Source organism: Leptospira weilii serovar Ranarum str. ICFT, assembly GCF_000332415.1.
In the GTDB taxonomy this organism is placed as follows: domain Bacteria; phylum Spirochaetota; class Leptospiria; order Leptospirales; family Leptospiraceae; genus Leptospira; species Leptospira weilii_A.
In genome coordinates, this window is record NZ_AOHC02000053.1 from 1 (window position 1) to 20,050 (window position 20,050).

At 43.6% G+C, this 20,050-nt stretch carries 20 protein-coding genes and 1 pseudogene; 12 read left to right on the forward strand and 9 right to left on the reverse strand.

Annotated elements, in window-relative coordinates:
* Positions 1-13 precede the first annotated feature (13 nt).
* The 7 genes and pseudogenes from LEP1GSC060_RS17655 to LEP1GSC060_RS17680 form a co-directional block, all read left to right on the forward strand.
* A pseudogene (locus tag LEP1GSC060_RS17655) lies at positions 14-427 on the forward strand (hypothetical protein); the annotation flags it as partial.
* Positions 428-512: 85 nt separating this feature from the next.
* Positions 513-1,127 carry a MotA/TolQ/ExbB proton channel family protein gene (locus tag LEP1GSC060_RS17660; protein ID WP_003010295.1) on the forward strand — a complete coding sequence of 205 codons (615 nt, stop codon included), beginning with the start codon at positions 513-515 and terminating at the stop codon, positions 1,125-1,127.
* A 22-nt stretch (positions 1,128-1,149) separates the two neighbouring features.
* On the forward strand, positions 1,150-1,554 hold the full coding sequence (locus LEP1GSC060_RS17665) for an ExbD/TolR family protein (RefSeq protein WP_003010252.1): 405 nt from the start codon (positions 1,150-1,152) through the stop codon (positions 1,552-1,554).
* A gap of 21 nt (positions 1,555-1,575) precedes the next feature.
* A complete protein-coding gene (locus tag LEP1GSC060_RS17670) occupies positions 1,576-2,214 on the forward strand; it encodes an energy transducer TonB (RefSeq protein ID WP_003010271.1) in 639 nt (212 codons plus the stop codon).
* An 11-nt stretch (positions 2,215-2,225) separates the two neighbouring features.
* A complete protein-coding gene (locus tag LEP1GSC060_RS20770) occupies positions 2,226-2,357 on the forward strand; it encodes a hypothetical protein (protein ID WP_268914486.1) in 132 nt (43 codons plus the stop codon).
* Positions 2,358-2,406: 49 nt separating this feature from the next.
* Entirely contained in the window at positions 2,407-2,865 is a 459-nt protein-coding gene (locus LEP1GSC060_RS17675) for an LIC_20196 family exoprotein (RefSeq protein ID WP_003010151.1), read from the forward strand.
* An 11-nt stretch (positions 2,866-2,876) separates the two neighbouring features.
* A complete protein-coding gene (locus LEP1GSC060_RS17680) occupies positions 2,877-5,276 on the forward strand; it encodes a C1 family peptidase (protein WP_003010292.1) in 2,400 nt (799 codons plus the stop codon).
* A gap of 428 nt (positions 5,277-5,704) precedes the next feature.
* Here LEP1GSC060_RS17680 and LEP1GSC060_RS17685 read toward each other — a convergent pair whose 3' ends face one another.
* The 3 genes from LEP1GSC060_RS17685 to LEP1GSC060_RS17695 all read right to left on the reverse strand — a co-directional run bounded on the left by LEP1GSC060_RS17685 (position 5,705) and on the right by LEP1GSC060_RS17695 (position 8,968).
* The gene (locus LEP1GSC060_RS17685) at positions 5,705-7,057 is read right to left on the reverse strand and encodes an EAL domain-containing protein (RefSeq protein WP_003010146.1); all 1,353 of its coding nucleotides are present in this window, start codon (positions 7,055-7,057) and stop codon (positions 5,705-5,707) included.
* 97 nt (positions 7,058-7,154) lie between these two features.
* Positions 7,155-8,573 carry a UTP--glucose-1-phosphate uridylyltransferase gene (locus LEP1GSC060_RS17690; protein ID WP_003010204.1) on the reverse strand — a complete coding sequence of 473 codons (1,419 nt, stop codon included), beginning with the start codon at positions 8,571-8,573 and terminating at the stop codon, positions 7,155-7,157.
* Positions 8,561-8,968 carry a hypothetical protein gene (locus LEP1GSC060_RS17695; protein ID WP_036097033.1) on the reverse strand — a complete coding sequence of 136 codons (408 nt, stop codon included), beginning with the start codon at positions 8,966-8,968 and terminating at the stop codon, positions 8,561-8,563. Before LEP1GSC060_RS17695 ends, LEP1GSC060_RS17690 begins: the two co-directional genes overlap by 13 nt.
* A 51-nt stretch (positions 8,969-9,019) precedes the next feature.
* Here LEP1GSC060_RS17695 and LEP1GSC060_RS17700 point away from each other — a divergent pair, with 51 nt between their 5' ends.
* A complete protein-coding gene (locus LEP1GSC060_RS17700) occupies positions 9,020-9,973 on the forward strand; it encodes a lipase family protein (protein ID WP_003010184.1) in 954 nt (317 codons plus the stop codon).
* Positions 9,974-10,065: 92 nt separating this feature from the next.
* Here the strand turns inward: LEP1GSC060_RS17700 and LEP1GSC060_RS17705 are convergent, their stop codons facing one another.
* Positions 10,066-10,629, reverse strand: a complete 564-nt coding sequence (locus tag LEP1GSC060_RS17705; protein WP_003010318.1) for a FlgO family outer membrane protein — start codon at positions 10,627-10,629, stop codon at positions 10,066-10,068.
* Between the two features lie 97 nt (positions 10,630-10,726).
* Positions 10,727-11,953: a TraB/GumN family protein gene (locus tag LEP1GSC060_RS17710; RefSeq protein ID WP_036097082.1), complete on the reverse strand. Its 1,227-nt coding sequence runs from the start codon at positions 11,951-11,953 to the stop codon at positions 10,727-10,729.
* A gap of 175 nt (positions 11,954-12,128) precedes the next feature.
* Between LEP1GSC060_RS17710 and LEP1GSC060_RS17715 the strand changes: the two genes are divergently transcribed.
* From LEP1GSC060_RS17715 to LEP1GSC060_RS17730, 4 genes are all read left to right on the forward strand, one after another.
* On the forward strand, positions 12,129-12,635 hold the full coding sequence (locus tag LEP1GSC060_RS17715) for a chemotaxis protein CheD (RefSeq protein WP_003010280.1): 507 nt from the start codon (positions 12,129-12,131) through the stop codon (positions 12,633-12,635).
* A gap of 6 nt (positions 12,636-12,641) precedes the next feature.
* Positions 12,642-13,493 (forward strand): HDOD domain-containing protein, encoded by an 852-nt coding sequence (locus LEP1GSC060_RS17720; protein WP_003010275.1) that lies wholly within the window; start codon positions 12,642-12,644, stop codon positions 13,491-13,493.
* Positions 13,490-14,029, forward strand: a complete 540-nt coding sequence (locus tag LEP1GSC060_RS17725) for a shikimate kinase (protein WP_003010225.1) — start codon at positions 13,490-13,492, stop codon at positions 14,027-14,029. The genes LEP1GSC060_RS17720 and LEP1GSC060_RS17725 overlap by 4 nt, the downstream gene beginning before the upstream one ends.
* Positions 14,030-14,143: 114 nt before the next feature.
* Positions 14,144-15,040: a tyrosine-type recombinase/integrase gene (locus LEP1GSC060_RS17730; protein WP_003010259.1), complete on the forward strand. Its 897-nt coding sequence runs from the start codon at positions 14,144-14,146 to the stop codon at positions 15,038-15,040.
* Positions 15,041-15,261: 221 nt separating this feature from the next.
* On the opposite strand, the gene LEP1GSC060_RS17735 is transcribed toward LEP1GSC060_RS17730, so the two are convergent.
* The 4 genes from LEP1GSC060_RS17735 to LEP1GSC060_RS17750 form a co-directional block, all read right to left on the reverse strand.
* Positions 15,262-16,068, reverse strand: a complete 807-nt coding sequence (locus tag LEP1GSC060_RS17735; protein WP_003010321.1) for an SDR family NAD(P)-dependent oxidoreductase — start codon at positions 16,066-16,068, stop codon at positions 15,262-15,264.
* 11 nt (positions 16,069-16,079) lie between these two features.
* Positions 16,080-17,180, reverse strand: coding sequence for an MBL fold metallo-hydrolase (locus LEP1GSC060_RS17740; protein ID WP_003010314.1), 1,101 nt, complete (start codon positions 17,178-17,180; stop codon positions 16,080-16,082).
* Between the two features lie 60 nt (positions 17,181-17,240).
* On the reverse strand, positions 17,241-17,609 hold the full coding sequence (locus LEP1GSC060_RS17745; protein WP_003010263.1) for a SirB2 family protein: 369 nt from the start codon (positions 17,607-17,609) through the stop codon (positions 17,241-17,243).
* A 196-nt stretch (positions 17,610-17,805) separates the two neighbouring features.
* Positions 17,806-19,980, reverse strand: a complete 2,175-nt coding sequence (locus tag LEP1GSC060_RS17750; RefSeq protein ID WP_003010331.1) for a 7TM diverse intracellular signaling domain-containing protein — start codon at positions 19,978-19,980, stop codon at positions 17,806-17,808.
* Positions 19,981-20,050 lie beyond the last annotated feature (70 nt).

Sequence of the window (20,050 nt, forward strand, 5' to 3'; positions counted from 1 at the left end):
ACACCTAGTATGAGACGATAGTTTCAATCGAGACAATGAAAAGAGAGTGATACTTCAGTATCTCCTTTTGCCTCCGACCGATCCGATCCAGTCTTGTATCAACTCTTTGCAGGCGGCTCAGTCTTGTTTGAACCAGGCTCCCGATTTGCCCACCCCGCTTTCCGAGGCCGCGATCGTTGCCTTGTTCAGCGGAGGAGTCGCTTCGGTCGAATCGTATCAGAATTATTGCAACGTTTTGATGAATTCCCCAACGTTTGCAAAAGTTACAAATCGTGCAAAGGCTTGTGTGATGGATTGCAATCGTTCGTATTGGGTAAATAAAAATTCCGCGGGAACCTGCGGACAGGACGGGCTTTCTCAGATTACGGGACTGTCGACAGGAACATTCGGTTGTACAAAAGTTTGCACAAGCGTTTCAGGACAATGATGGTGTGTAAAAGAAAAGGATCGGAAAACTGAGTGACTTCGAGACGTCGGTTTTTAAAAATAAAGAATATTAGAGGATTCAGATTATGACAATGTTTTTGGTTGAATACGGCGAGACTTTCATTTTTGTCGTGATGCTCGTAGCCAGTATAGTAGCTCTCGCAGTAGGAACTGAAAGAATTCTGATTTTTCGTAGAAGTCTGAAGAACACGGAAGTGATACTTCCCGTTTTAACTTCCGAAATCAGAAAAGGCGACTTTGCCGCCGTGAAGTCGATTAGCGCCGAAAATTCCGGAAACATCTACGCAAAATTTTCTCACTTTTCCGTGGAGCATTACGATGCCGGTCACGACGCGCTTTCCGAATTACAAGAAGGAAAAATCATCGGAGAAAGAGTGGAACTTGAAAATCATCTTCCGATTCTCAATACCTTAGGCAACAACGCTCCTTTTATCGGACTTCTCGGGACGGTTCTCGGCGTGATCAAAGCGTTTTACGGACTCGGAACGTTAGGAAGTACAGGAGCGGAGTTCGTGATGAGAAGTATTTCCACCGCTCTTCTTGCAACGGCCGCCGGTCTCGGTGTGGCTATTCCGGTCGTAATGGCGAACAACTATTTTACTCGTAAGTTGAAAGTGATTCAGGCAAATTTGGAGATTCTTTCCAGAGAGTTTCTTGCCAGTCTTTCTCGCAAGAAGTAGACTTTTAAAGGAGAATGTGAATATGGCAGGCTCTGCTCCCTCCGGCGACGGAGAAGAAATAGGCAATATAAATATCACTCCGATGGTGGATGTGATTCTGGTTCTTCTGGTGATTTTTATGGTGACCGCGAACTTCTTAAAAAAAGAATCCATCAACATCAATCTTCCGAAAGTTGCGGCCGCAGATCCGAACGTGGCCCAATCGGTCCAGGTGGCTTTGACCAAGGACGGAAAAATTCTTTTGGAAGGATCGGATATATCCATTGAAAAACTGAAGGCGCATCTCGAAAGAGACTCTAAGATCAGACCGAATATGCGTTTGACGCTCTCCGCCGATTCTTCCCTACCTTATGGAAAAATTGCGGAGGCCATGGGTGTAATCCGCAAAGCCGGAGTCACTAAGATTGCGCTTTCGGTGAAACGTTAGGCGAAATAGGTAAGGCGAAGAATGGTAAACGTTCCTGAAATTAAACAAAAGATTTTAAAATTCGGACTTTTTCGTTTCTGTCTGATCGCTTCTTTTGTTTTGCATTCTTTAACGATCGGAACTTATTTCATAGCGACTTATATTCCCGAGGCTGAACTTTCCTCGGATGATTTGGAAGCGCAAGACGTGGAAGTCGATCTGGAAGACATTCCGCCCGAGTTGATCGGCGGAACTTCTTCTCCCGCTCCCGTTGAAAAACAGGAATGGGTGGAAGGTTCCAATCAGAACGCGGACGATCCGATCGACGAGGATCTCAATCCGAACGCTCTTTCCGGAAACGGAACCGATAAGGACGGATTCTTATTCTCTTATAACGGAGATAAAACTCCGACTCCGATCATCGATTTCGATTTGAGGGATTTTTTCCCGGCTCAGGCAAAGTCCGCCGGGATCGTTTCCAAACAGGTTGTGGTAATCGTTCAAATCGACGAACAGGGAAATCTGCAAGGAGCAAAAATCGCATCGGGTAAAGCGGGATTCGGTTTTGACGAGGCGGCGATTAAGATCGTAAAACTCGCTCGTTGGAGTCCGGGATACCTGCAAGGACGACCCACAAAGATGTCTCATCGGGTTCCGATTTCTTTCAATCTCGAAGACTGAATCCTGGGAGGATGAAATCGAAAAGGCCCGATTTTACCCGATTTCGATCCGGTTCGTTTGCCGGAATCAGTAAACGCGAGATCGATCATTCCCTGCCCGCTTTTGCATTGTGCCGTAAAAAATTTCTTGCGGCGACGGTTTGAAAATTCATACTTCATCCTTGGCTGTAAAGACGGCCAGATGGAGACAAAAATGAATTGGAAAGCGTTTGTTTGGATCGGTTTATTTCTATTTACTTTACCGCTTCTTTCGGTGCCTACCCCTCCCACACTGGAAAATCAAATCAAGAATTCCGATTACATCGCGTTGACCCGAATCACAAATGTCCGCGAGAAAAAAATTTCCGATACTTCGATTTCAGTCACTGCGACCGTTGAAATCCTAAAACCTTGGAAGGGTGCGGAGAAACTTCCCACGAAGTTTGAAATCGGTTTTATGATCTTTCCGGAACTTTTAGGGAAATGGCTAAAGGCCGCTCCACCGGAAGGAGATTATATTCTTTTCTTAAATCAAAAAACGGTAAAGGACAGCAAAGGAAACGAATCCTCTTTGATCGTTCTCTACGAACCGCATCCTTTTGCGTTTAAGGAATATTCCAGAGAAACGGAAGACAAAATCCGAGAAACGGTTCAGTCCCAAAAAGGAAATTAAAAGGAAAGTATATGAGAATTTTAAAATATTCTGTCCTAACATCGGTTCTTTTTTTACTCGCTCAGACTTCTATTCTTTCACAACCTTCCATACGTTCTTTGGGAATGCAACGGGAATCCTCCGAACTTCTTTCCTCCTTAAAGGAAACCAATCCTTACGGAATTTCACACAGAGGGCTTGCCTCGAAAGTCGATCTTTCTTCTTCGATGCCGCCCGTAGGGAATCAGGGAGAACAAGGCAGTTGTGTCGCCTGGTCCACCGCTTACGCGACTAAAAGTTTTCAGGAATATATAGAAAGAAAAGGTTCCAAAAATTGGTCCCTGAAAACCGCCGAAGGAACCCCGAACTACAGCCAGGTATTCTCGCCCGCGTTTATCTACAATCAGATCAACGGAGGAAGGGACAACGGATCTTTGATCTCGGACGCGATGCGTGTAATGGTGGAAATCGGAGCGGCTCCTTGGGACGTTATGCCCTACAATTCGGCGGATTACAGAACCCGTCCTTCTCAAGCCGCGATCGACTCCGCTTCTAAATACAAGGCCAAAGAATTCTTAAGAGTGAAAACGACCGACATGAACGAAGTGAAAGCTCAGCTCGCGGAAGGAAAGCCGGTTGTTGCGGGAATTTTGGTCTATGAAAATTTTTTCAATATGAAAGGGGATCAGATTTACAAAGAAGGTCTGGGCAAAACCTACGGAGGACACGCGATTGCTCTGGTCGGTTACGACGATTCTAAAAACGCCGTGAAGTTCATCAATTCTTGGGGAACGAATTGGGGCGAAGAAGGTTACGGATACATTGATTATCGTTGGTTTACAAGAATCTGCCAAGGCGCTTTCGTAATGATCGATCAGGTGGAAACCGTCGGCGATCAAGGTAAACCCGATTCGAACACTCCCGAACCTAGTTCCGTTGCGAGCGATTCCAATGCCACGGCGCCTTCTTCGATCAGCGCTTCGCAAGGAAGTTTTGCCGACAAGGTTTTGATCAATTGGGAAGTTGTGCCGGGTGCGATCGGTTATGAAATTCATAGAAAGGGTCCGGGTGATTCCGGTTTTGCAAAGGTAGGACTTTCCGGTACGAACAGCTTTAACGACGACGGAGTTCAACCGAATCTCGCTTATAGATATAAGATTCTCACTTTGACGGATTCTTCCGCTTCCGATTTATCGCAAGGCGACGTGGTCGGATTTGCAAAAACGGAAGAATTAAAACCTCCTCCCAAAGTTTTGGGAGTGAAAGCGACCCAGGGACAATACGATAACAAAATCGAACTCGCTTGGGAAAACGCGGACACTTCCGCGGAATATCAGATTTTTAAATGGAACAAAACTCAAAAAAGATATAACCCGATCGGGAACTCCAAGATCAACGGTTACGTGGATAATTCTGCAGCGAGAAAGGGAGTTGTAGAATACTACGTAGTCTCCGCAAAACTCGGCGGTAAAACCGGAGAACCATCGGATGCGGCGAGCGGTTTTACGGCTCAACCCAAAACTCCTCCGGCAAAACCGTTAGGGTTGGTCGCGAGTAGGGGCTCTTATCAAAACAAAGTGGAATTGAAATGGCAGAAAGTTTCGGGAGCCTCCAAATACTTCGTGTTTCGATATGTAAAATCCGGTTGGATCGGCGGAGGAGCCTGGGAAAAAATTTCCGAAACGGGTGCGGAAGAATTCATCGATGAAAATATTCCCGCTCGTTACGCTTACTATTCCGTGACGGCGGTGAATCCGGAAGGAAAGAACGGTCCGTTTTCGAGTTTCGCATACGGTTATACGGATCCCAATAAACAAAGAGGCGTTAAACTCGCTTCCCCCGAAAATCTCAAAGGGGTTTTGAACGCAAAGGCGGCTAAGATCGATCTCACTTGGGATAAGATGAAAGAAGCATCAGAATATTATGTTTTTCGTAAAAAGAGAGGAGAATCCAAATGGACTTTTCTCGGTTCCGCAGGAAATAAAAACGCTTACGTAGCCGACGTTCCGGAAAAGGAAACGTTATTCCTTTATTCGGTGACTTCCAAAACCGATCTCGGAGGAGAAAGCGGAAATTCACTTCCCGTGTCGGCGGTAATTTCCACGGCTGTTACCGCTCCTAAAAAAAGAACCTTCGGCGGGGATTCCACTCTTGAAAAATTCAAGGGGCCTTGGACCGCCATGGCCTGGGACGGAAGTAACGGAGTTAGTCAGGTTCTTCTGGAAATCGAAAGTCAGGATAACGTCAATTACACGGTTAAGTTCAATAAGAAAAAGATTTTCGAGGGAAAATACGTGGAAGAATCCCCGATCATCGACAAGGACGGAAAGTTTAAAATCGAAATCGAAAAAACGGGGGACGCCCTTTCGGTTACGATGAAAGACGGTTCGATCGTAAGTCAAAAATCCAACCTGTCCTTTCTGAAAGAATAAGGAAGTCGGTTTTAGGTTCTAGTGGATAGGAGGAGTTTACAAGAAATCAGGGTTCAGAGGGATTTTCCTAAAACATGGATTGGGTTTTAACAAGGTAAAATTCCCTGACTCTGTAAATATTGGATCCACTGATTTCTAACCATTGTCCACTAGAACCTATCCACAAGTTACTTGGATCGCAAGATAAATCTGTCGGAATTACGACAATCTACTGTGAAACAAGCAAACCCCACCCTGATTTTGGGTGGCGGGGTGTGGAGGTGGGAAGATTCGGGAAGTTTTTCTCTATCAGAAAATCATACTTTTTGCAAGTAAAAAGTATGATTCCTGTCGGAACACTTGAAAAATCTGCATTTTTGATCCTCCTTATTCCAAAAACCTACTTAACTTGTGGATAAGGTCAACCTAACGCCTAACAACACCGATTCCTAGAACGCGAGTTCCAGTTCCTTTGCGAGTTTAAAGATATTTCCTTTTTCCTTCAGTTTAAAAAGAAGTTCTTCCGAACTCAAAACCTGATTTACGATCGTTTCCGGAAGATCCTGCATGTCGTTAAAGATTTCCTTATATTCTTCGATGGAAATTTTCTTACAGAAAAGATTGGCTTGAAAATAATAAACTTGATGTGTAATTAGGAAGTTCAGGGAATCGATGTCTTCCAAAGCTTCCGCCGTGATGATCGCTTCCCGGTTATCGGAAAGTCTCCTGCAATAATCGATAAACGCCAAGTTATCCAAAAATTTGGTAAGATCCTGGTCTGCCTTAAATTTAAAGCTGATCGGATCGAGTTTAAATTCTTTGATCATCTCGCCCAGATCCAAAACGATCTGGTGACTTTGACTTTTAACTCCGAAATCGTCCGCCGCAAAACTGATTCCGAAATTCCAAAATCTTTTGCATACGCTTTTGAGAGTGATATCCGCTTCTTCGTACGGTTTTTCAATCAGTTCCATTCTCACCAAGGCCGGATTCAGATTTTGATTGAGAAGAAGATTATGAAAACGAGTCACCTTTTCGTCGGTATCGAACGTATCGATGAGAGTCTGCGGGGAAATGTTGAACTTTAAAAGACCCGGGGCTCCGTTGCAACACATCGTCAACTTTTCCAAAATCAAAAGTTCGATTCGATTCAGATCCTGATCGTGAGGAATATCCCGAATGAGGTCCGCATAACCCGCGTAAGCTTCCCCACCGACGAACACTTCTCCTCCTTTCATGGAGTACGTATGTTTCTTGTGATTGTAATGAATGATCGGTTGAATGACCGCGTCCGCTTTTTCGCCCGCAAAGTAATCGTTGACCCGATTGAGATAGGTCCAACTCCAACGGATGAGGTTATCTTGCAAATTTTTGAGCGAAGAAACTTCCAACTCGTGGAAGATTTCATCCACATAAGAGATGTAATTACACTGGGTTCTTGCGATTCCGAAATCGAAATTTATGGAACCGCTTTTGATAGAAACCTCTCTGAATTTTCCGAGGAGAGAATCAAAGTTCAAAAATCCGTTCGAGTCGCTCATTTGAATCTGAGCGACTCCGATGAGGAGATTCTTTTTATCTCCGTAGCAGTAATAAGAATAGTGGTTTTCCGCGCCCGGATATAACTCCGAAACTTTGACCGGAACGAGTTGTAGGAAATCGAGAAAGGATAAGGATTTTATATCTTGAAAACGAAGAAGAACGATCGGTTTACCTCGGTTTTCGTTGATAAATACGTTCTTAAATTGTTCGATTTCTCCTTCGTCAAAGGATCGGATCTTCGGACTTTTAGAAGTTGTCATTTTAGCCTTTGTGATTCAAAAAAACCGTCGGGGTTTAAGCCGGTACGTTCAAACAAGCCCAAATAAAAGATCCGATGAAGGATTTTCTTTGTAAAGCCTAAAAGGAATATTTTCCGGGCCCTAAAACCCCCGATTTCAAATCCGATATTTTCCGAAGCCCCGGACCGTCGTTTTGAATCAACACATCGCCTACGAACGAGACTTTTTGATCGAATAAAACCTCGCCTTGAACGGTAAGAGAAGTGCAACGCGCTAAAGAAGGGATTTCCGGAAAAAGTCGATTGAAACCTTGGATTTTTTTATAGTGTTTTTCATCCAGAGAGATCAATACTTCTCCGAATCCGGATTGTTTTCTTATATCGGACATCGTAATCGAATAGTTTTCTAAAAGACGATACGCGTCGGATCTGCGAACGAGATAGTCCTCGCATTTTTTTACGGGAGCAAATCGGTCCCTCGGAATGATGATTCCTTTGACTTTGTTAAAGTTTCGGATCGCGGAACCCATCGCGGTTTCGAGTTGGAGAACTTCCTTTCCTTCGATCGTTTTTGGGTTTACGATCAGAGAGAGTTCAAAATCATCTCGAAGGATTTTTTCTCTAAGCGCCTTTAAATCGATCCAGAGATTGTTCGTAGAAAAAGTTCTGAACTTGCCTAAACCTTCAAATTCCTGCATATGATCCGGTGGAACCTGAGCCGTTTCAAGAAGTTGATAGCTCTCCGATTTTCCCCGAACGATCCTTTTGTAGATCGCCCCGCCCTTTTTATCCGCAAGGGTTTTTGGAGTCATCTCCATACAAAATTCCAGTTTTTCTTTCAACATATACGAAAGAATTCCGGGATGCACCGTAGCGCCTAAATTATCCCCGTTGGATACGAACGCGATTTTGTATCCGTTTGCGATGAGAGTGTCTAAAAGTCCTGTCTCCAGAAGGGAAATCCAGATATCTCCGTGGCCCGGCGGACACCACTCGTCGTCCGGATTTTTACAGCTAATCGGCGTTAGGTCCTCTTTCAAAAGACGAGGCACCTTATGTTGTAAAAAGGAGGTCGGAAATTTTTGGTCGAACCCGATTTTTTTCAGCTCCTCTTGACTTTCCTTTTGTGTATTGAAGCTGTCCATCAGAATCAACGGAACGGATACGTTATACTTCTTTTCAATGACCTCGGATTGTTTTGCTACGATTTCCAAAAAGGACATTCCGTCTTTCAGTTCAATTAAGGATTTAGGACCGGAAAGTCCCATCGAAGTTCCGAGTCCTCCGTTCAGTTTGATGACGACCAGATTTTTGAGGATCGACGGATCCGGCGAATTCTCCCTTTCGATTTGTTCGAGAGTGATCTCGTCCGCAGTCGGATCCAAATCGCCTACTTCTTCCCAACGAACCATTCCGGTTTCTCCGTTTTGCACCAGATTCTTTTTTTTCAAAAAGTCCTGGATGAAAGCGGAAGACATTCCTTCGGACGCCATTTTCTTTTGGATCAGTTCATCCGATTTTGATTTTATCGAATCCATCGCACCACCGATCTGCCGTTGTATTGTTCGTCGAACTCTGTAAACTCAATCGAAAATTTTTCGGCTGGGTTCGAGGGTTCGTAAAAAAGTTTTGCTCTTACTTCTTTTCCTTTGCCCGGAACTTCTTTGGGAGTTTCTTCGTTTTCCGCATATAAGGGAAGAAAAACAAGATACGTGTAGATATAAACGATTCTTGCAGGAGTTATTTTATAAACCAGAACTCCCTTGCCGGTTAGATCCCGTTTCAAAATTTTCGTATAAGGCACCGGAAATAATTTTTTCCAGGTTTCTTTGAAATTTTTCTCCATACCCGAATGTGTCGGTATATTTGAATGGACAACGGAAGGTAGGATGAAAAAGATCCATAGGAAAAGAATCAGCTTCTTTGTTTTCATGAAAGACTCTGACAGTCTTGTCTTTTCACTCCATAACTTCAAGCCATTCTCATGAAAAAAATCGTATCCTCTTTTAGAACGTTCCTTTACTTTCTTTCCGAAATTTTTGAATTTACTCTTTCCTTAACCTCTTCGTTGTTTCCTTCCAGTACGAATCTTTCCGGAGGAGACATTTACGTCGTAACGGGTTATCTTTCAGGGCCCTTGTTTTATTCCAAGTTGTGTAAGGCTTTGGAATCGAAGGGTTATCGGCCTAGGATTTTGAGAATTCCCACTTTCCTCTTTCGTACGAAAAAGGCGGTGGAAGTTCTCGCAAAACAGATGGATCGGATTCCTTCCAAGTCTATTTTGCTCGCGCACAATACGGGCGGACTTTTGACTTTGTTGCTCCCGGATCGAAGTCGTCAAAAAATCCGAGGGCTTGTAACTTTGGGAACTCCGTTTCGAGGAAGTTATTTGTTTTCGATTTTGCCCGTAAGCGGTTTACGTTACGACTCCGCGTACTTGAAAGAACTTTTTAAAACTTTCTTGTTTATGGATCGTTTTCATCCCCTTTCCCCTTTGAAAGAATTTATTTTTCTTCCGGCTTCTTCTTCCGTTTATGGCGAGGGAAGAGACCTTTGGTTCGATATCCCGGGCAACTACAATCAGGTTCGTAAAGCGGAGAATATTCGAACGATCCTTGAGTTTCTTTTGTTTCATTATCCGAGTGCGGCTGCGTTAGAATCCGAAAAAGCGGCGATGCTCGTTGAAACGAAAGGAAGATCGCAATCTTCCTCGCAATCGAGTATTGGAAAAGGAAATCTTTCGGCTAAGAAAACGGTTGCCGCAAAAAAGAAATCAGTGAATAGTCCTTCGAAAGGAAAACAAACTTCCGTGAAAGCGACGAAGAAGCCTATCGCTAAACCTCAAAGCGCCGTTTCTAAAACGAAGAACGTCGCAAAGAAGAAATCGGTTTCTTTAGTGAGCAAAAGTAAATCCGCTCCGAAAAAAAAGAAACGTTAAGCGAAACCGTTTCTTCGTTTAACAAACTTGGGGTTATAGGCCGTTTGGGATTTTCTTTTTAGAAAATCCTTTGTCAAAACCGATCCACGAATTTAAGGTTTGTTTAAAGTTCGATATTGATTGTAAAGTGTGTCGTCCGAATCGAAAACGGATTCGGATAACGCTAGAATTTCTCCGGAACGAAGAGAAACAACCCTCAGTTGAAGTAAAAAAGTCTGATCACTAAATTGCACCGTTCCCAAAAGAAGAAGATCCGCTCCCGATAGTTTCCCGATTTCCAGATTTTGATCCGAAAGTACGAGTCCGGATTTTTGAAAACTTTGTTCGTCAATGAGCCGGCCCAATTGGGATTTTTCCACGAGTAAAATTTTTCCAGGATCGTACATCTGCGATAGAAGTTGAGAAGAAATCGTAGTTCCCAAAAGTGTCGCCGAACCGTTTTCGTTTAACAAAGGAAAAACGGCGAGTTTTAACACGCTCCTCTTTTCGGGAAAAGAAATTTCTCGGTTGAGGTCGATCTGTTTTTTCAATGCCGAGGAAACTTCCTGCAAAACAACGCCTAAAGGTTTCGGAAGATTTCTTTTCGAACGTCCGTTGTTTGCACAGTCGGCGGCGAAAACTACAAAAAAGAATATGAAAAAAATGGAATGTTTCATTTAACAATACTTGACCAGGGTAACTCGGTTATACGGAGCGGCGACACTCCGGAAAAAGCCAAAATCAAAAAGAAAATGATTTTCCGGAGTCTCCAAATCACATCAGTCCCTTCAGAACTCGGAATAAGTCCGCGGTTACGATAAACGTACCGATGCTACTTCCGATTTGAGGAAGCATAAACACGAGAAAGATTCGGATCACGTTATTTTTCCAATATCCTTTCCAGTGTTCCGAATCCTGAGCGATTTTTTCAAAGTCTTCCACGAGCGGTTTACGCAACCAAGACTCGCATAACGCGGCAATCCAACCCGGTTTGACGATAGGATTAAAGTTACCGATGGGGGCCGCAAAAAACGCAAGAACTACGGACAACGGGTGTGCGAGAGAGACAATGGCGCCTAACGCGGCGAGTCCGCCTTTGACCAGGATCCAACGAAGAATGAATTCTTGACCTTGTTGTTTTCCTCCGAAATAAAAAACGGTCAGGATCAGACCGAGAAAAATTCCCGGAACCAAAAAACCTTTCCAACGATCCAAAGTCGTTTTGCGAGGAAGAAGATCGAGATCGGAAATATTCTTCTCTTCCCGGACGTGATTCATAATTCCTTGCAGGTGCCCCGCTCCGACAACGGCAAAAACTTTTTTTCCTTCTTTTGCGGATTCTCGGATCTTTTGCGCGAGATAAGAATCTCTTTCGTCTATGATCACGTTCTTAATCGACTCGTAACGTTTCGGAAGTTGGGAAAAAAGATCCTTGAGGACGTCCTCCGATTTCATCTCTTCGATTTTTTCTTCGGAGATATCCTCTTTCACAAAAAGAGAAGTCAATAACGCCGAAAGAAGAAACAACCGACTGAAAATTCCGATGTTCCACCAGGCTCTTTTGAGAGTTGTCGAAACTTCCCGATCGATCGGAACGATTTTGGCGCCGATTTTTTCACCTTCTCCGATCGCCATTCTCATTTCGTCGCCGGGACGAATGGAACCTTTCCCGAGTTTTTTTTGGAACGCGGATAGGATGAGACTGGAAAGAAGAAGATACATCTTTCTTTCTTTAAAAACTTTGAATATGTCCAATTTATTCCAGTGTTCGCTGTCCTGAACGGATCGCATTCTGGAGTTGCAGAGTTCGACGCAGACCGTGTCCGGTTTTTCTTCCCGGATGATTCTTTGTACCTCGTTTATACTTTTTTGACTGATATGTGCGGTCCCGAGAATCGTTACGGTGGTTTTACCGAGTTTGAATGTTTCGATCGGTTCCGAGCCGGGAACGTTTTTTTTTCGTTCGGATTTCGTCTTATCTTTAAGCGTAGTTTTTGCCATTCCAAAAACAGCGTATGAAATCGAGACCCGAGAGTAAAATGAAATTCTGCCTTTTTCAAATTCAAGTTTCACTTCTTCGAGTCGTCTCAAAAAAGTATTGAAGAATTCGAGACCATCTTGTAATGTCTGGTTACTTTTTTGGAATTAAAACGAACACCGGGATAACTGGAACCAAATGCTGGCAAAAGGATCGAAAGTAGTCAACGTAGGAATCGCAGATATACAGGGAGCGCAGTCTCCCGAAATCTTGAGAACCACCTTGGGTTCCTGTATCGGAGTGGTCTTTTACGCTCCCGATAAAAAGATAGGAGCCATGGCTCACTTTATGCTTGCTAAAGATCCGAGCGGAAAGGATTCGCAAAAGAATCCCTTCAAATACGCGGAAACTGCAATTCCTCTCTTAATCAAAAAAATGAACGAAATGGGCTGTAATCCCGGAGAATATGCGGTAAGACTTTTCGGGGGCGCCTCCATGTTTAAAGGAGTTCAATCCAGCTTTCTACAAAACATAGGCGAGCAAAACATTCTTACCGCTAGAGCCATTTTAGAACAAAGTAAAATCCCTTTGATCGTAGAGGACGTCGGAGGAAACGACGGTAGAACCATCAGCTTATATTTGGACGACGGACGAGTTCTTTTAAAAAAAGGCGGGTTTGAAAAGTATCTCTACAAGGTCAGGTAAGGAAAGATGAAAGAAAAAATAGACCAACTTTTTTTAAACGACGCTCAGCTCCCCAGAATTTCATCCGTAGTTACTAAAGTGATGCAGATGGTTCAAAAACAGGACGTTGGAATTCCCGATCTGGCAAAGGAAATTTCAAACGATCCGGGTTTGACGGCCGATGTGATTAAACTTTCCAATTCGGCTTACTATCGAGCTTCAAAACCGATCAAAACCGTACAAGAATCTCTGATGACCTTGGGAATCAAAACGGTAAAGGATATCATCCTGTTGACCGCGGCGAGAGGAATTCTTAAAAAAGATCTGAAAGGTTATCAGGTCGAAGCGGAAGATAACTGGATTCAATCTCTCACCGTAGCCGAACTTTCCAAAAGAATCTGCGAACAAAAAAAACTCAAAATCGGATCGGACCTTGCGTTTACCGGCGGACTTTTGCACAATATAGGAAAAGTGATTCTTGCCGATTTTTTCCCAGCCGTAATCGCCAATCTTAGGGAAGAATTAAAAACTCATTCCGTTTCATTTGGGGAATTGGAAAGAAAACATTTCGGATATTCTCACGAGGAAGCGGGGGAAAAATTATTGGAGAAATGGAATTTTCCAAAAGAGTTGGTTCACGTCGTACGAAACTACAGCCAACCCGAAAAAGAAAAAGAATTTCCGGAGTTGGTTTCCGTGGTTCACGTAGCTCATTCGATTTCCATAGCGGCCGGAGTGGGAATCGATATCGCGGGTTTATCCAACCCGATTTCCACCCAGGCTTTGCAGATTTTAGGAATTACCGACTCTGAAGTACAAATGTATTATACGGTCCTTCCGGAGATACAGAAACATATCCGCGAGTTAATTCAGGCTTGAAAAAAAATTTCGCTCTGATCGGCCCGAGAGGGGTCGGAAAATCTAAAATTTCTCGTAAACTTTCTAAAATGACGGGGATGCCGGTTGTGTCCACCGATATGATCGCCGTGTATGAAATCGGGGGAATTGGAATCCCCGAATTCATTCAAAAGAATGAGGGGGACTGGAGATCATTTCGAGATTTGGAATTTCAAATCTTAATGAAACTAAAAAATTCTCAAGGAATCATTCTAGACTGCGGGGGTGGAATTGTATTTGATTTGGATCCCAGAGGAAAAGAAATCCTGAGTGATCGCAAAATGGAACTTTTAAAATCCATGGCGACCGTTTTTGGCCTTTCCCGACCCACGGAAGTTTTAGTGGAAAAAATTCAAAATGACCCTACTCGTCCTCCGTTAAGCGCGATCGACTCGTATCGGAGCGTATTGGAGAATCGGTTGCCGCATTACAGAAGCATTTCGGATTATTATTTTGAAATCGATGATTTGAGGGTCGAAGAGGTTTGTTCTAGAATTCTGCAGAAAATCGAATATTGAATTGACACACTTTGGCTATATTTGGTTCCTTTTCTTCAAAGCTTTTAGAAAAAGAATATCAAAACCGTATAAAGGCAACTAACGAGCCCGCTACGGAATAAAAAGGGAAGAAAGATGTCAGAATTGGAAGTTCCAAAAAAAAACAAACACTCGATCGAAAGACTGATCAAAATTATCCGCCAGAGAAACTATAAAAAAGCCACGGCTTATACCTATATGAAATACAATTTGGATTTTCTCCATTTCACGGATAAACCCGCGGAAAAGATCACCGTCAAGGATTTGAACCGTTATATGGATCATTTGAAGAAGAGAAAAGTGTCTTCTTCCACAATTCAGATTAACGTAAGTTCCTTGAAAATGTTTTTCGAAGACGTGATGAAAATGAACGTATTTCAGGATTTTCAAAGACCTGTACGGGAATATAATAATCCGAACGCGATCACTTATAAAGAAATGCAGAATATCTTAAAAACCGCCTCTCCGAACGCCAGACACGAGTTGATGTGCGGCCTGGTTTACTTTGGAGGTCTTCGTGTCGGAGAATTGATTTCTCTTCGATGGGCGCATTTGGATACAAAAAGAAAATCGATTCAAATCAAGTCCTCGATTCTTTCCCAATCTAGAACGGTTGAAATTCCGGCGGAACTAGGAGTTCTGATTAAAAAATACGAAAGAGAAATTCTCGTTTCTTCGAACGCCTATTTGTTTCCGGGAAAAAGTTCGGGATCTCACACGACTTCTAGAAATGTAGAAAGGATCATTTCCGAAATCGGCAGAAACTCCGGAATTTCAAGTCCCGTAACCGTTTTTACCCTCAGACATAGCAGAGCCTTACATCTGATCGCGGACGGCTCTTCCTTAAATCACGTAAAGGATTTTCTAGGACACAAAACCCTCGCGAGCACCGAGTCCTATTTACCGGTGAAAAAAAATCTGAGAGCGGCGGTTCGGGAAAAATCAAGACAAGACGCTCTTAAGAATATTCGTAAAAGATTTAGAACCGGTTGAAAAATAGATTCAAAATTTTGAATGAACTTCAACGTCGATGGCGACCTCTCCTAGTTCTTAAAAGAAGGGTTTTCAATCGCCCTTTTGTAGAGAGGTCCTACCGATATCCACAGAATCGAGTACCGTGAATTTTAAGACGAATTCCCGTTTTAAAGGCAGAATCCGGACACTCTATTCAATAACGTGAGTTTCGAGTAAAAGACAATACTCGGGGAAATCTCTTAACCTTTGGTATAAACGATTTGTTTCTTGAGTCCTTTTTTTCGGAGCATCGGGCCTAAGATGGCCGCCGTTCCGGGAAATGCGTTTCCGATTTTGGCAAGAATGCCGCGACTCCTTGGAATCAAAATTTCAAGCGGTCTTTCGGTAAGAACCTTACCGAGAATGATTTTGGAAACTTCTTCGACCGTTAAGACCTTACCTCCCGAAAAAGTCATCGAAGCCTGTTCGTAATCCTTTTGCAGATCGAGCATCGGAGTTTTGATCGCGTCCGGACAAACGACCGTGACAAAAACGTTCTTGTCTTTGAGTTCTTGAGCGATCGCAAGTGAAAAACCCCTCACCGCAAACTTAGAGGTGGAATACAAAGAGATCCCGGAAATCGGAGCCACTCCCGCGAGCGACGCTATGTTTACGATATGTCCGGCTCCGGCCGCAACCATTCTTGTCGCCGCTTCCCTCGTTCCGTACATCACACCCTTTGCGTTGATGTCCATATGTCGATCGATATGAGTCGCCGGAACTTCGTAGATATAACCCGGCAACAGATAACCCGCCACGTTTAGAAGCGCATCGATCTTACCCCATTTTTTGATCGCAAGGTCCGTTACTTTTTTCCAATCGCCGGGAGAAGTTACGTCGAGTTTGGAAACAAGGACGCGATCTTTTTCATTCTTCCAAGGGGCGGCGAATTTTTTGAGTTCCTTCTCGTTGATATCCGTGATTAAAATCGAATGTCCCGCGGCAAAAGCGTCTTCCGCTAATTTTTTTCCAAGACCGCCCGCGCACCCTGTAATGAATAAAATCATATTCTATTTCCTTAAATTACGGGAGAACCGAAGGACAATCTTCCGAAACTGAACGTAGGCGCGGTTCCCGGAAACAGCCAGTAGCTCGTCATCTCCGAAGAGGGCATAACGTTGTAAAAGTTCGGATTTCTGGAAGAAACTCCCGCCATTTCCTTTTCCTGAACCATGGAGATATATTGTTCCAATCCGATCTCGAGAGTGTTTCCGTTTAAGATCACTTCCATTCCGGTGGCCTTCGCGTATTTTTTCACTCCGGGAATTCGAGAATGTAACGGAGAATAACTGTCGGCGCTGACTCCGTTTTCGCTCGAAACAAAAATTCCCTCGGGAGTACGCGCCACGAGAGAATGGTTCCCTACGGTATGTCCCGGTGTGCGAATCAAAGCGATTCCCTCTCCCAACGACGTGTCTCCGTCTAAGGTCAGGATCCGATCGTTTGCCACTCCTCCGGTTCCGTTCGGACAATACCAATCGGCTTGGGGCGGGAGAAGCCCTTGAACGGAATCCCATTCTTGTCTCATCACTAAAAGTTTCGCGTTCGGAAAGTAGCCTTTTTCTCCGTTGGCCCCCAACCATTTGCGAATGTCCTGCGTATGAAGATGATCGTAAGAAATATAATCCACTTTTTCGGGAGAAATTCCCGCGTCTTTCAGACATTCTTCGACCGTGTTTAAAATCGGAGCGATGATCTTTTTACCGATGGATTGGAACGGTCCGAAACCGCCCGCGAGTCTTTTAAAAAACGGGGTTTCCGCGTTGTTATCTATATCGGAAGGAGAAAACAAAAGCGTTTTGATTCCGCTCGAAGTTTTGTACTGAACGATGAACAATCGGTTGAGAATGTGCATATACGGAGTCGGAAGTGCGTAGGCGTTCAAGAGCGCATAACGTGTAGGATACGGAACCCTGACTAAATCGTAAGATCTGTAAAAAATTACCTGGGGACCCGAGAGCATTTTTTCCCGAAATTTGCGGGCCCTTCTTCGAACGTCCTCCAGACGATCCACCGGATGCGGCAGATCTCTAGAACCTAAGAAGTCGTGGATGGGTTGAATCGAAGAATCCTTCTTCGTTTTGGAAACGCTTTTGACTGTGGACGCTTTTTTTGCCATCTCTTTTAATTTCCTCGGATTGTATTTTCTCTCTTAATTTTTGAAAGTGAATGGAAACGATCAAAACGGTTTGTAGATTACGATATAGACCACAACAAGGCCGAGCAAAGGAAAGCCGAACCAAAATGTTTTTCCCAACGTAGGTTTTTTATAAACCATCGTCAAAAGTCCGCCGTAGGCCAACCAGATCGCAAATTTTGCGATCACCCAGCCGGGCCAAGGCCAGATCAGTCCGAGTCTTGCAAGCATTCCAAATCCGCCTAACAAAATGAAAAAGAGGCCGATTCCGTGTGTGATCGCTACGATTTTACGATTGGAGAATTCTTTGGTGCCACCGTTCAGAACATGAAGTGTGACTCCTCCCAGCGCGGTAAAAAGTAGAAAAATTCCGAAGATATGGATCATTTTATAGACCGCGTAAGAAATCATATGCCGGTTCCCTTATGAAACGGTTTTAGGTTTGCTCCGAAACCGTTGTTTTGTTTTTGAAAATTTTGTCGTGTAGCCCAAAGTATAAACTTACCCACAAATTACTCAGTAAGATTATGACCCGAAAAGATTGCACGTCCGATCCAGTCTCCACGGAAGAATGAACTTTGGCAACGATTGTTTATGGGAACTTTCCTTACTTTTCCAAAAGATGTTGGACTCCGATCCAATTTCCGTTAGGCGGGGAAGCGATGTATTCCTGACATCGTTTGCGGTAAAGAATCGAAACGATGTCCTCCGGAAAAACCTTAAGCGCCTGTTCGAAGTTGATGAGAGCTTCTTGAAAATCCGCGACCTTATACAGAATGATTCCTCTTGTGATCAAAGGAAGAGTCGCGTCTTTCAGTTTTCGCATAGGAGGTACGTCCGCTTCGTAAACCTCGTAAATGATGATCGGATCCGTTTTTCCTTTTACTACGACGGAATCGATTTCACGAATCGCAAGATCGTCCGCGATCGTCATGGAAGAAAGAGTATTTTTTGTAATCAGAATGTCGGCGCGATAAAGATTGGTCAGACTTTCCAAACGAGAAGCGACGTTTACGGTATCTCCGATCACGGTCGTATCCAATCGGGAACGACTTCCTACGGTTCCGAGCATCAGGTTTCCCGTATTGATCCCGATTCCGATTTTTAAACCTCGAAAGTGAGAATCCTTTGCTTCCGCGTTAATCGCCTGGACCGCTTTTTTCATTTCGATCGCCGCAAGAATCGCCTTATCCGCGGAAGTTTTACCGCGAAGACGAGATTGTATCGCTTCCCCTTCTCCCGAAAATAAGGCGAGAATTCCGTCGCCCATAAACTTATCCACGAAACCTTCGTGTTTTTGTACCACCGGCTCCATACTTGCGAGGTAGTCGTTGATAAAACGAAAATTTTCCTCCGGGGTCATCTGTTCCGAAATCGTAGTGAACGAACGAATGTCCGTGAATAAAACGCTCATCTCTTTGAGAACCGAATCGCCTAGATTTACTTCCACGGCGGAATTTTTTCCAAGAACGTTTAAGAATTGAACCGGAACAAAACGAAAGAACGCGTTTTTTTGTCTGGCGAGTTCCAACTTCTGTTGACTGAGTTCTATGTTTAAGTCTTCCGATTGGCGATACAAAGAAATGAATCGATTGGCGAGAATGACGGTTAACGCGACCACGAAAAGAAAATACGCGAACTGAGTGAAACGAATTCCGGATTGAAAGAAAACCGAATCGATCACGTCGTAAACCGCGATAAAAACGACCGTAAACATACTCGTCGCCAAAAGAATCGCGTCTTTTTTGCGGAGATAAACCGCCTTACTCATAAAGTAAAGAAGATAAACAAGCGTAGGAAGAATGGAAATCTGCCAGATTCTCAAACTTGTCATCGTATATCGAAACGGTTCCGTGAGAGTCGCGACCGCGATCATCACGTTCAAAATCAAAATTCCGAACAACACTTTCGAAAACTTGGCTCTTCCGTAAAAGTAATCCTGCATGAACAGCAGAAACAAGGGTGAAAGAAGCGAAACCGAAGAATATTCAATTCTTGTAATCCAGGTCGTATCGTGAATCACGTCGAACGCGATGTTGGATCTCGAAAGGGAATACAAAGCCATAAAAACGCTGAAAATTCCGAAATAGAGATTGTACAAGTCCTCTCTTCTTTTTGCGTAAATGAGAAGATGATAAAGTCCGAAGAAGACGTAAATCGTGTTCAGGCAAAGGTTGACTAACGTGGAAATCTCACCGGAAAGTTTCGGTTCGGTAGTGAGGGAATAATCTCCGTCGATGTAAAAACCGAGATCCACGTTTTTGGAAAATGCCGAGGCCGGAGCGTCTCCGATCAAACGGAAAGTCAAAAGATTTTCCCCGGATCTAAGTAAGCTGGAATCGACGGGAAGACGAAAACTTCGGATCGTCCTTCGGACAAACATTTCTTTTCCGGAAGAATCCAAATGGATTTCCCGAACCAAAGAATGACCGTTTAAAAATATTTCCCAGTTTTCTCCGATCGATTCCAGATACAAAAAGATCGGTCTGTAAATCTTTGTGTTCCGGAGATCTCCTTCGATGTGAAATCGAGTCTGCAACGTGTATTCTTTCAAACCCGTTCCGATCGGAGTTTCGAAAATTTCGTTTAAAACGATCGGGAAGGTCGAAATTTTTTTCACTTCGGGAAAAGTCGGATCGATTCCGTTCGGATATTCTTTTTGAAAATCGTCCGTCGCGATCCAATTTCCTTTTCTCAAATCGATCGGTTTCCAAAACTCTTGATTTTCTGAAAAAATCAAAGAAGGAATGAGTGTACAAAGGAAGAATAGAATCGTTTTCAAAGTTGATGTTTTCCGTTTGAGAAAATATGAATTTTAATGCAGAAGTATATGAATTAGAAGTTTAGATTGT

Excerpts from the sequence above, each read along its gene's own strand:
- LEP1GSC060_RS17660 (WP_003010295.1), top strand. The coding sequence starts at position 513 with ATGACAATGTTTTTGGTTGAATACGGCGAGACTTTCATTTTTGTCGTG.
- LEP1GSC060_RS17665 (WP_003010252.1), top strand. The coding sequence starts at position 1,150 with ATGGCAGGCTCTGCTCCCTCCGGCGACGGAGAAGAAATAGGCAATATA.
- LEP1GSC060_RS17670 (WP_003010271.1), top strand. The coding sequence starts at position 1,576 with ATGGTAAACGTTCCTGAAATTAAACAAAAGATTTTAAAATTCGGACTT.
- LEP1GSC060_RS20770 (WP_268914486.1), top strand. The coding sequence starts at position 2,226 with ATGAAATCGAAAAGGCCCGATTTTACCCGATTTCGATCCGGTTCGTTT.
- LEP1GSC060_RS17675 (WP_003010151.1), top strand. The coding sequence starts at position 2,407 with ATGAATTGGAAAGCGTTTGTTTGGATCGGTTTATTTCTATTTACTTTA.
- LEP1GSC060_RS17680 (WP_003010292.1), top strand. The coding sequence starts at position 2,877 with ATGAGAATTTTAAAATATTCTGTCCTAACATCGGTTCTTTTTTTACTC.
- LEP1GSC060_RS17685 (WP_003010146.1), bottom strand. The coding sequence starts at position 7,057 with ATGACAACTTCTAAAAGTCCGAAGATCCGATCCTTTGACGAAGGAGAA.
- LEP1GSC060_RS17690 (WP_003010204.1), bottom strand. The coding sequence starts at position 8,573 with ATGGATTCGATAAAATCAAAATCGGATGAACTGATCCAAAAGAAAATG.
- LEP1GSC060_RS17695 (WP_036097033.1), bottom strand. The coding sequence starts at position 8,968 with ATGAAAACAAAGAAGCTGATTCTTTTCCTATGGATCTTTTTCATCCTA.
- LEP1GSC060_RS17700 (WP_003010184.1), top strand. The coding sequence starts at position 9,020 with ATGAAAAAAATCGTATCCTCTTTTAGAACGTTCCTTTACTTTCTTTCC.
- LEP1GSC060_RS17705 (WP_003010318.1), bottom strand. The coding sequence starts at position 10,629 with ATGAAACATTCCATTTTTTTCATATTCTTTTTTGTAGTTTTCGCCGCC.
- LEP1GSC060_RS17710 (WP_036097082.1), bottom strand. The coding sequence starts at position 11,953 with ATGGCAAAAACTACGCTTAAAGATAAGACGAAATCCGAACGAAAAAAA.
- LEP1GSC060_RS17715 (WP_003010280.1), top strand. The coding sequence starts at position 12,129 with ATGCTGGCAAAAGGATCGAAAGTAGTCAACGTAGGAATCGCAGATATA.
- LEP1GSC060_RS17720 (WP_003010275.1), top strand. The coding sequence starts at position 12,642 with ATGAAAGAAAAAATAGACCAACTTTTTTTAAACGACGCTCAGCTCCCC.
- LEP1GSC060_RS17730 (WP_003010259.1), top strand. The coding sequence starts at position 14,144 with ATGTCAGAATTGGAAGTTCCAAAAAAAAACAAACACTCGATCGAAAGA.
- LEP1GSC060_RS17735 (WP_003010321.1), bottom strand. The coding sequence starts at position 16,068 with ATGATTTTATTCATTACAGGGTGCGCGGGCGGTCTTGGAAAAAAATTA.
- LEP1GSC060_RS17740 (WP_003010314.1), bottom strand. The coding sequence starts at position 17,180 with ATGGCAAAAAAAGCGTCCACAGTCAAAAGCGTTTCCAAAACGAAGAAG.
- LEP1GSC060_RS17745 (WP_003010263.1), bottom strand. The coding sequence starts at position 17,609 with ATGATTTCTTACGCGGTCTATAAAATGATCCATATCTTCGGAATTTTT.